This is a genomic window from Geodermatophilus sp. SYSU D00710 (assembly GCF_054050195.1).
This window is the reverse complement of record NZ_JBJGYX010000099.1, coordinates 1-9,859: the sequence shown is the minus strand read 5'-3', so window position 1 is coordinate 9,859 and position 9,859 is coordinate 1. Positions and strand designations below refer to the sequence as shown.

The 9,859-nt window shown below is 78.3% G+C and carries 10 protein-coding genes; 6 read left to right on the top strand and 4 right to left on the bottom strand.

Translation table 11 applies throughout. The features are described 5' to 3' along the window. The first annotated feature begins 255 nt into the window (after window positions 1-255). Window positions 256-498: a DUF6458 family protein gene (locus tag ACI78U_RS24300; protein WP_456878016.1), complete on the top strand. Its 243-nt coding sequence runs from the start codon at window positions 256-258 to the stop codon at window positions 496-498. A gap of 13 nt (window positions 499-511) precedes the next feature. Here ACI78U_RS24300 and ACI78U_RS24295 read toward each other — a convergent pair whose 3' ends face one another. Further along, entirely contained in the window at window positions 512-3,445 is a 2,934-nt protein-coding gene (locus ACI78U_RS24295) for a helix-turn-helix transcriptional regulator (protein ID WP_456878015.1), read from the bottom strand. Between the two features lie 38 nt (window positions 3,446-3,483). Further along, window positions 3,484-3,609, bottom strand: coding sequence for a hypothetical protein (locus ACI78U_RS24290; RefSeq protein ID WP_456878014.1), 126 nt, complete (start codon window positions 3,607-3,609; stop codon window positions 3,484-3,486). A 169-nt stretch (window positions 3,610-3,778) separates the two neighbouring features. On the opposite strand from ACI78U_RS24290, the gene ACI78U_RS24285 reads away from it, so the two are divergent. The 3 genes from ACI78U_RS24285 (at window position 3,779) to ACI78U_RS24275 (ending at window position 7,263) form a co-directional block, all read left to right on the top strand. Further along, the gene (locus ACI78U_RS24285; RefSeq protein ID WP_456878013.1) at window positions 3,779-5,164 is read left to right on the top strand and encodes a glucose-6-phosphate dehydrogenase; all 1,386 of its coding nucleotides are present in this window, start codon (window positions 3,779-3,781) and stop codon (window positions 5,162-5,164) included. Window positions 5,165-5,377: 213 nt separating this feature from the next. After that, window positions 5,378-6,649: an ArgE/DapE family deacylase gene (locus ACI78U_RS24280; protein ID WP_456878012.1), complete on the top strand. Its 1,272-nt coding sequence runs from the start codon at window positions 5,378-5,380 to the stop codon at window positions 6,647-6,649. After that, window positions 6,646-7,263, top strand: a complete 618-nt coding sequence (locus ACI78U_RS24275) for an HD domain-containing protein (RefSeq protein WP_456878011.1) — start codon at window positions 6,646-6,648, stop codon at window positions 7,261-7,263. Before ACI78U_RS24280 ends, ACI78U_RS24275 begins: the two co-directional genes overlap by 4 nt. On the opposite strand, the gene ACI78U_RS24270 is transcribed toward ACI78U_RS24275, so the two are convergent. After that, entirely contained in the window at window positions 7,223-7,510 is a 288-nt protein-coding gene (locus ACI78U_RS24270; protein WP_456878010.1) for a DUF4031 domain-containing protein, read from the bottom strand. The two genes, ACI78U_RS24275 and ACI78U_RS24270, sit on opposite strands and share 41 nt — an antisense overlap. Window positions 7,511-7,545: 35 nt before the next feature. Here ACI78U_RS24270 and ACI78U_RS24265 point away from each other — a divergent pair, with 35 nt between their 5' ends. Further along, window positions 7,546-8,541: a Gfo/Idh/MocA family protein gene (locus tag ACI78U_RS24265; protein WP_456878009.1), complete on the top strand. Its 996-nt coding sequence runs from the start codon at window positions 7,546-7,548 to the stop codon at window positions 8,539-8,541. Here ACI78U_RS24265 and ACI78U_RS24260 read toward each other — a convergent pair whose 3' ends face one another. Beyond that, a complete protein-coding gene (locus ACI78U_RS24260) occupies window positions 8,542-9,327 on the bottom strand; it encodes a DUF72 domain-containing protein (protein WP_456878007.1) in 786 nt (261 codons plus the stop codon). Between the two features lie 24 nt (window positions 9,328-9,351). Here ACI78U_RS24260 and ACI78U_RS24255 point away from each other — a divergent pair, with 24 nt between their 5' ends. After that, the gene (locus ACI78U_RS24255; protein ID WP_456878005.1) at window positions 9,352-9,756 is read left to right on the top strand and encodes a VOC family protein; all 405 of its coding nucleotides are present in this window, start codon (window positions 9,352-9,354) and stop codon (window positions 9,754-9,756) included. Window positions 9,757-9,859 lie beyond the last annotated feature (103 nt).

Sequence of the window (9,859 nt, the reverse complement as noted above, 5' to 3'; positions counted from 1 at the left end):
GCGGCCCCGCCGGCCCCCCGCCCCCCCCCCCCCCCCCCCCCCCCCCCCCCCCCCCCCCCCCCCCCCCCCCCCCCCCCCCCCCCCCGGCCCCCCCCCCCCCCCCACCCCCACGCCTCGGACCAGCGCGACCACCCGTTCGGGTCATCCCGGGCCCGCGACCGGTTCACCGCCGGGGCGCCGGGGCACCCGGGCGCCGCGGCGGGCGGACCCCGGGGAGCCCCGAGGGTGTAGCCCCGCCGCAGGGAGGGAACCGCGATGCGTCTCGGAACCGCCATCGTGCTGCTCGCGCTGGGCGCCGTCCTCACCTTCGCGCTGCGCGTCGACGTCAGCGGCATCGACCTGCCGGTGGTCGGCTGGATCCTCATGGCCGCGGGCGCCCTGGGCATCGTGCTCGAGGTGGCGCTGTGGGCTCCGCGCCGCCGCCGGGTCACCCGGACCGAGGCCCACGACCCCTACGGCGGGCCGGCCCGGCGGACGACGACCGACGAGACCTACTGACCGCCCGGACCCCTCAGCCCGTGGGGAGCAGGCCCCGGGACGCGGCGACGGCGACCGCCTCGGTTCGGCTGCCCGCGCCGAGCTTGGCCAGGATGTTGCTGACGTGCACGCTGGCGGTCTTCTCGCTGATGTAGAGCTCGCTGCCGATCTGCCGGTTGGTGCGGCCACGGGCGAGCAGCGCCAGCACCTCGGTCTCCCGCGGCGTGAACACCGCGGCGGTCGCCACCACCCGGCCGGCCCCGGGCAGCTCCAGCCGCGCGCGGCGGGCCAGCGCGGTCACCGCGGCCAGCAGCGGCCGCGCGCCCAGCGACCGGGCGGTGCCGGCCGCGGCGGTCAGCGGCCCGAGGGCGGCGTCGCGGTCACCCGCCGCGACCAGCGCCTCGGCCAGCCGCCACCGGCAGCGCGCCTGCTCGTAGACGTGCCCGTAGCCGAACGCCTCCGCGGCGGCCGACCACAGCCGCGGTGACGCCTCACCGGCCAGCCGGGCGGCCTCGGCGTCGAGCCGGGCCAGCCACGCGGCGGCCTCCACGCCGTGCGGCCCGACCGCGCGGGCGTGGTCGGCGACCGCGTCGCGGCCCAGGGTCACCAGCGACTCCCCCGCCGCCGTCCACTCCGCCACCGCCGCGGCGTCGCCGGTGAGCCGGGCCGTGGCGGCGGCGTCGGCGACCGGCGCCAGCGCGGTGGCCACCAGCCGCACGACGGCGAGCCGCTCGTCACCCCACAGGTCGGCCAGCGTCGCGGCGGCACCGCGGGCGCTGCGGACCGCGGTGGCCGGGTCGCCGCTCCAGGCGGCGACGTCGATCTCGGCGCCCGCGGTGGCCAGCAGGAGCAGCACGTGGGTGTCGAGCCGGCCGGCCAGCCCCCGGGCCCAGGCGATCCGCGCGGCCGCCGAGGGGTCGCCGCGGCCGACCTGCACCAGCAGGCCCGCCGCCCGCACGTGCGCCGCCATCTCCGGCACGCGCGCCAGCCGGTCGGCCAGCGCCAGGCTGCCGTCCCAGTCGCCGAGCACGTAGCGCGAGACGACGCCCAGGTGGCGCAGCTCCGCCGCGTAGAACGACCACTCGACGCCGAGCACCCGGGCCCGTGTCAGCCCCTCGTCGCTCCAGCGCAGCGTCTCCTGCACCGCCCCACCCTCGTACGCGACGATCGCCAGGTTGAACAGCACCCGGATCTCGACGTCGGCGTCACCGGAGCGGCGGGCGCGGACCAGCGCCTCCTCCAGCCGCGTGGTCAGGCCGTCCCCGCCGCGGGAGCGGGCCAGCGACACCGCGACGTCGGCCCAGGCGCTGTCCAGCCCGAGCGCGTCGGCGGCGGCCAGGGCCTCCTCGGCGGCGGCGTCACCCTCGGCGCGGCGGCCCACCTCGTAGCAGGCGCGCGCGTGCGTGGCCGCGGCCCAGGTGCGCGTGGGCGAGGGCGGCGTGGCCGGGACCAGTGCCATCGCCGCCGTGGTCTCGCGCACCGCGGAGGCCTGGTCCTCGATGCGGGCCAGCGCCTGGGCCAGCGTGTAGTGCACCCGCGCCCGCAGGTCGCGGTCGCCGTCGGGCCCGAGGACCTCCTGCGCCGCCCGCAGCAGGGCCACCGCCCGGTGCAGCTCGCCGCCGCGGCGGGCGGCGGTCGAGGTGTCCAGCAGCAGCTCGGCCTGGCTCCGCCCGGCCCGCTCGGCGGCGTCGGGCACGGCCGGCCACAGCGCGAGCGCGGCCTCCAGGTGCTGCAGCTGCTCGGCCGGGGCGCCGACCCGCCGGGCCTCGTCGGCGGCCTCCAGCGAGGCCGCCAGGGCGCCGGCCAGGTCGTTGCTCTCCCGCAGGTGGTGCGCCCGCTCGGCGGCGGTGCCCGCGGCCGGGACGGCGGCCAGGTGCGCGGCGACCGCGGCGTGCAGCCGGACGCGCTCGCCGGGCAGCAGGTCGGCGAGGACGGCCTCGCGCAGCAGCGCGTGCCGGAACCGGTAGGCGCCGTCGGGGCCGACGACGAGCAGGTGGGAGTGCACCGCCTCGGCCAGCGCGCGCTCCAGGTCGACGTCGGAGAGCCCGCCGACGGCGGCGACGAGCTCGTGGCGCACCCGCCGGCCGGCCACCGCGGCGACCCGCAGCACCTGCTGCGCGGCCGGGCCCAGCTGCTCGACCCGCGCGAGCAGCACGTCGGTGAGACCCAGCGGCAGGGTCTCCCCGGCCAGGCCCGCGGCCAGCAGCTCCTCGGCGTAGAACGCGTTGCCCTCGGCGCGGGCCACGACGTCGTCGACCGTGCGGTCGGGGACCCCGGCGGCCAGGCCGCGCACCAGTTCCTCGACGGCGGCGTCGGGCAGCGGGGCGAGGTCGAGCCGCTCGACGCCGGGCAGCCGCACCAGCTCGGCCAGCAGCGGGCGCAGCGGGTGGCGGCGGTGCAGGTCGTCGGAGCGGTAGGAGGCGACGACGGCGACCGGCTCGTCGTCGAGCCGGGCGAGCAGGTAGCGCAGCAGGTCGCGGCTGGAGCGGTCGGCCCAGTGCAGGTCCTCGAGCACCACGAGGACCGGCGCGTCGGCGGCCAGCCCGGCCAGCGCCCCGGCGACGGACTCGAACAGCTGCAGCCGGCCGTCGTCGACCGGTGGGCGGAGGGTGCGCACGGGGCTGGGCAGGTCGGCGGCGTCCGGCTCGTGGCCACCGCCCGGCCGCGCGGCGAACAGGCCGGCCGCGTCCTGGCCGAGCTCGGCGGCGACCGGCCGGAGCAGGTCGACGAAGGGCAGGTAGGGCAGGCCCACCTCGCCGAGGTCGACGCAGTGCCCGACGAGCACCCGCAGGCCGCGGGCGGCGGCGCGGGCGGCGAGCTCGTCGAGCAGGCGGGACTTGCCGACGCCGGCGTCACCGGCCACGAGCACGGCCGAGCCACGGCCGGTGACGGCGCGCTCGACCGCGGACTCGAGCTCGGCGAGCTCGCCGGCCCGGCCCACCAGGGGTCGCTCGTCCCACCGCGGCACGGCGCCGATCGTGGCACGCGACCCCGACAGCGCCGTGGTCAGCGAGGCCGCCGCAGCCGCAGGGTCCGCCGGGGCCGGCGCCGGGTGCCCTGCCCGATGGCCTGCAGCACCTCGCGCCGGTAGGCCAGCTCCGCCTCGAGTCCGGGGTCGGGGTAGGTGCTCATCGCCGTCTCCTCGTCGTGGTGGCGTCCGGTGGGGACGGCGACCACGGTCGGCCTGAGGCGGCACCCCGGGCATCGGGCGACCGGGCAGTCCTCGACCGCCCCCGGGGTCTGAGACCCCCTCAGACGCGCCTGGCGCGCGCCTGAGGAGCCGGGCGGCGAGGCTGGGCACATGGCCGACCTCCCCCCGACCGTCTTCGTCCTCTTCGGCGCCACCGGCGACCTGGCCGCGCGCATGGTGCTGCCGGCCTTCGACCGGCTCCAGCGGCGTGGCCTGCTGCCCGCGGACTGGCGGCTGGTCGGCAGCGGACGCGGCGAGCGCTCCGACGACGAGTTCCGCGACCACGTGCGCGACACCCTGGCCGAGCACGGCGACGGCGGGCCCGCCGACGGCCTGCTCGACCGGCTGCGCTTCGCCGGCGGCGGGCACACGCCCGAGGACCCCGGGCAGCTGCTCGACGTCGTCGGGCGGGCGCGCGAGGAGATCGGTGCCGACGCGCAGCTGGTGCACTACCTCGCCGTCCCGCCCGGCGCGTTCGAGGGGATCACCCGCGCCCTGGACGCCCACGGCCTGGCCGCGGGCTCCCGCGTCGTCTACGAGAAGCCCTACGGCACCTCCCCTGCGGACTTCCGCGAGCTCGACGAGCTGGTGCACTCGGTCCTCGACGAGGAGCAGGTCTTCCGCATCGACCACTTCCTCGGCAAGGAGGGCACCCAGGACCTGCACGTCCTGCGCTTCGGCAACGGGCTGTTCTCCTCGGTGTGGAGCCGCGAGCACGTCGCCCAGGTGCAGGTCGACGTGCCCGAGACCCTCGACGTCGCCGACCGCGCGGAGTTCTACGACGCCACCGGCGCGACGCTGGACATGCTGGTCACCCACCTCTTCCAGGTGGCCGCCGAGGTCGCGATGGAGCCGCCGGCCTCGCTGACGTCGGCGGACCTGCAGGAGGCGCGCGAGGCGGTGATGGCGGCGTTCCGGCCGCTGGCGCGCGAGGACGTCGTGCTCGGTCAGTTCGAGGGCTACCGCGACCTCGACGGCGTCGCCGGCGACAGCCGCACCGACACCTTCGTCGCAGCGCGGCTCTGGGTGGACACCGACCGCTGGCGCGGGGTGCCGTTCCTGCTGCGCACCGGCAAGCGGATGGCCGAGTCGCACCAGCGTGTGACGCTGGTGATGCGGCGGCCGGACGGGCCGGTCGGCGCCACCCCCGGTGGCGGGAACACCGTCTCGCTGTCGCTGTCGGGCGCGGGCTCCCTCGACCTCGGCCTGGTCGCCAAGCGGCCGGGCCCGGACCTCGACCTCGCGGTCGCCGGGGCCTCGCTGGACCTGGGCGCGGTGCCCGGCGGCGAGCCGCTGCCGGCCTACGCCTCGCTCATCCACGACGTGCTGGTCGGCGACCGCTCGCTGTTCACCACCAGTGCCGGGCTGGCCGAGGCCTGGCGGGCGGTCCAGCCGGTGCTCGACGCCCCGCCGGAGGTCCGGCCCTACGAGCCGGGCTCGTGGGGGCCGGAGGCGGCGCAGGCGCTGGCCGACCCGTGCGGGTGGGTGCTGGGCTGAGGTGGGGTCCGGACCGGGCTCTGGTCGCCTCGCGGCGAGAGGCACGACGCGGCTCCAGCCCCCGACCGGGGTCGGGGCGGTAGTCCGCGAAGGCGGTATCCAATTGGCACCCGGGGACACAGAATCGCCCGGTCCGGACGACACCGAAGGTACCCCTCCCCCGGCCGATGACACACGGGATCGCCACCACACCCACCTGCCAGACTCCGCGCCGTGGGTTCCCTGACGCCGACCGAGGCGGCCGTGCTGGACGCCGTCGACGAGGCCGCCACCGTCGACCTGCTGTGCCGGCTGGTCGCCGTCCCCTCGGTCGGCGGCACCGCGGCCGAGTGCGAGGTGCAGGCGCTGGTCGCCGCCGAGCTCGACGGCCTCGGCTGCGACGTCGACCGCTGGGCCATCGACCTGCGGGCGGCCGCGACCGCTCCGGACGCGCCCGGTCAGGAGGTCGTGCGCGAGGAGGCGTGGGGCGTCGTCGGCACGGTCCCCGCCACCGACGACGGGGACCCCGCACTGGTGCTGTGCGGGCACTCCGACGTCGTGCCGACCGGCGACCGCGCGCTGTGGGCCGGCGACCCGTTCACCCCGCGGCTCGACGGCGGCGCGGTGCACGGCCGCGGCGCCTGCGACATGAAGGGCGGCCTGGCCGCCGCGCTCGCCGCGCTGGCCGCCGTGCGGGCCGCCGGCGTGCGGCTGCGCCGGCCCATGGCGCTGCACAGCGTGGTCGGTGAGGAGGACGGCGGCCTGGGTGCGTGGGCGACGCTGGCCCGCGGGCACCGCGGCGACGCCTGCGTCATCCCCGAGCCCACCGACGGCGCCGTCGTCACCGCCGCGGCCGGGGCGCTGACGTTCCGGCTGGAGGTGACCGGTGCCGCGGCCCACGCGGCGATGCGCGACCGCGGGGTCAGCGCCGTGGAGCTGTTCGCGCAGCTGCACGCCGACCTGCGCGACCTCGAGGCGGAGCGGCAGCGCGGCGCCGACCCGCGCTTCGCCGGCGAGCGGTATCCCTTCGGGCTGTCGATCGGCACCGTGCACGCCGGGGACTGGGCCTCGACGGTGCCCGACCGGCTGGTGGCCGAGGGCCGCTACGGCGTGCGGCTGGGCGAGCCGGTCGAGGTCGCCCGCGCGGCGTTCGAGGACCGGGTCGCCGCGTTCTGCGCGGGGCACCCGTGGCTGGCCGCCCACCCGGTGCGGGTGACCTGGACCGGCGGCACCTTCGCCAGCGGGTCGCTGCCGCCCGGGCACGAGCTCCTCGGCCAGGTCCGCGACGCCGTCGTCGACACCGGCGGGGCCCGGCCGCCCGAGCGGGCGGTGTCCGCCGGCACCGACCTGCGGCTCTACGCGGCCGCCGGGATCCCCACGCTGCACCTGGGCCCCGGCGACCTGCACCTCGCCCACGGCCCGGCCGAGCGGGTGCCCGTGGCCGAGGTGACCGCGGTCGCCCGGGCGCTGGCGCTGCTCACCGTCCGGCGCTGCGGGGTCGCGTGATCGGCTACGACGACTTCGCGGCGCTGGCCGGCGACTCACCCACCGCGCGCACCGAGTGGGCCGCCGTCGTCGCCGCGTGGAGCGAGCCGCACCGCCGCTACCACGACCTGCACCACCTGGCCGCCGTCCTCGGGCTGGTGCGCGAGCTGGGCGGCGCCGCGGAGGACCCGGCCGCGGTCGCGCTGGCCGCCTGGTACCACGACGTCGTCTACGACCCCCGCCGTGGCGACAACGAGCAGGTGAGCGCCGAGCGGGCCCGGGCGGGGCTGCGCGGCCTGGTGCCGCCGGCGCGGCTGGACGAGGTCGTGCGGCTGGTGCTGGTCACCGCCGGGCACGACGCCGCGCCGGGCGACGGGAACGGGGCGGTGCTCTGCGACGCCGACCTCGCCGTCCTGGCCGGGCCGCCGGACGCCTACGCGGCCTACGCCTCGGCCATCCGCGCGGAGTACGCCCACCTGTCCGACGAGGTGTTCACCGCCGGGCGGATCGCCGTCCTCGGGTCGCTGCTGGCGCTGCCGGCGCTCTACCGGCTGCCGGCGACACGGGAGTGGGAGCCGCGGGCGCGGGCCAACCTCACCGCGGAGGCCGCCCTGCTGCGCTCGCGCGCTTCTTGACCCGCAGGCCCGCGGCGGTCAGCCGGGTGAGCAGCTCGCGGGCCCCGACCGGCTGCGCCCCGGCCGCGACGGCGACGTCGTAGAGCTCCTCGGGGACGTCGTAGTGGTCGCCCTGGAACGCCCGGCGCGGGATGCCCAGCTCGGCGGCGACGAAGGCGTGCAGCTCGTCGTGGGAGACGTCGCTGACCAGGTGCGACCACCGGCGCCCCCGCCACGGCCAGACGGGGGTGTCGATGAGCAGGGCCACGGGGCCCAGTCTGCCTCCCGGCTACGGTCGACGCCGTGGACGAGATCCGCTGGGGCGTCGTCGGGCCGGGCCGCATCGCGCAGAGCGTGATGGGCGACTTCGCGCACGTGCCGGGGGCGCGGCCGGTGGCGGTGGCGTCCCGTTCGGCCGACCGGGCCCGGGCGTTCGCGGAGCGGCACGGGCTCGAGCGGGCCCACGGCTCCTACGCCGCGATCGTCGCCGACCCCGACGTCGACGTCCTCTACGTCGCCACCCCGCACCCGCAGCACCACGCGATCGCGCTGGCCGCGATCGAGGCCGGCAAGGCGCTGCTGGTGGAGAAGGCGTTCACCGCGACGACGGCGGGCGCACAGGAGGTGGTCGCGGCCGCACGGGCCAACGGCGTCTTCGTCATGGAGGCGATGTGGACGCGGTTCCAGCCCGCCGTCGTCCGCCTGCGGGAGCTGGTCGCCGACGGCGCGATCGGCGAGGTCCGGTCGGTGCAGGCCGACCTCGGCGTCGACCGCGCCTACGACCCCGCCGACCGGCTGTTCGCCCTCGAGCTCGGCGGCGGCGCGCTGCTCGACCTCGGCGTCTACGTCGTCTCCTTCGCCCAGATGCTGCTCGGCACCCCGGGCACGGTGACCGTCACCGGCTCGACCTTCCCCACCGGCGCCGACGCCGAGGCCGCGCTGCTGCTCGGCTGGGACGACGGCCGCTCCGCCACGCTGACCACGTCGCTGCGCTACCCGACGCCTGGCTCCGCGCGGGTGTTCGGCACCGGCGGCTGGATCGACGTCCTGCCCCGGTTCCACCACCCGGCCACGATCGTGCTGCACCGCACCGGCGCCGAGCCCGAGGAGATCACCCTCCCGCCGGACGGCACGGGCTACTCCCACGAGCTGGCCGAGGTGACCGAGTGCCTGCGCGCCGGGCGCACCGAGAGCGCGGTCATGCCGCTGGCCGACACCCTCGCCGTCCAGGACGTCCTCGAGCAGGCGGCGCACCGGCTCGGCGTCCACCACCGCGAGGACCCGCACGTCCTGGACTGATCAGGCGGCGCGCCACGCCGCGCCGGTCGCCTCCTCAGGCGTCGGCACGCGGGTGGGCGTGCGGCCGGCCCGCCGCACCGCGCCGGCCAGCGCGACCGCGTCGACGACGGCCGCGCCGCCGGGGTCGTTGTTGAGGTAGACGAACACGTCCTCGTCGTCGGCCCAGGTCGCGGCCAGGCGCTGCGCCCACCCGTCGAGCACCGCCGGCGGATAGCCCCACCCCTCGGCGCCGGTGTGCAGCCGCAGGTAGCCCCAGCCGGTGGTCCTCCACAGCGGGGTCACCGGCCGCTCGGCGCGGTCGGCCCAGCACAGTGCCGCGCCGTAGCGCTCGAGCAGGGCACGCACCTCGTCGGTCTCCCAGGTCGCGTGCCGCGGCTCCACGGCCACCCGCATCCCGGGCGGGAAGCAGGCCAGGCAGTCGCGCAGCAGCCCGGTGTCGGCCTTCAGGGTCGGCGGCAGCTGCAGCAGGACCACGTCGAGCCGGTCGCCGAGGCCCGCGGCGTGCTGCACCAGGCGGGCCACCGGCTCCTCCGGCTCGCGCAGCCGCCGGACGTGGGTGAGAAACCGGCTGGCCTTGACCGCCCAGCGGTAGACGGGCGGGGTGCGCTCCCGCCAGGCGGCGAAGGTGTCCCGCTCGGGCAGCCGGTAGAAGGCGGCGTTGCTCTCGACGGTGGCGAAGTGGGCGGCGTGGTGCTCCAGCCACAGCCGCTGCGGCAGCCGGGGCGGGTAGAAGCGGCCGCGCCAGTCGCGGTACTGCCACCCCGAGGTCCCGATCACCACGGCCACGCCGTCGGCCTACCCTCCCCCGCCGTGACCGACGCACCCGCCCGCTTCAAGGACCTCTGCATCGACGCCCGCGACCACCAGGCGCTGGCCGACTGGTGGTGCGCCGCCATCGGCTACGTCCGCCGCGACACCCTGCCCGACGGCACGCCGCGCGAGCGGGACTGGCCGGTGCTGGTCGAGGACCCGGCCGGGCGCGGACCCGAGCTCTGGTTCAACCCGGTACCCGAGCCGAAGACGGTGAAGAACCGGGTGCACCTCGACGTCGTCGGCGACTCCGCGGCGCTGCAGGCCGCCGGCGCCACCGTGGTGCGGGCCTCGGACGAGCGCCCAGGGCACGAGGCCGACGAGGACGCCGGCGAGATCGGCTGGGACGTCCTCGCCGACCCCGAGGGCAACGAGTTCTGCTGCTTCCCGCCACAGGAGGACTGAGCCCGCTCCCCGGGGGGGGGGGGGGGGGGGGGGGGGGGGCGGGGGGGGGGGGGGGGGGGGGGGGGGGGGGGGGGGGGGGGGGGGGGGGGGGGGTGGCGGCGTG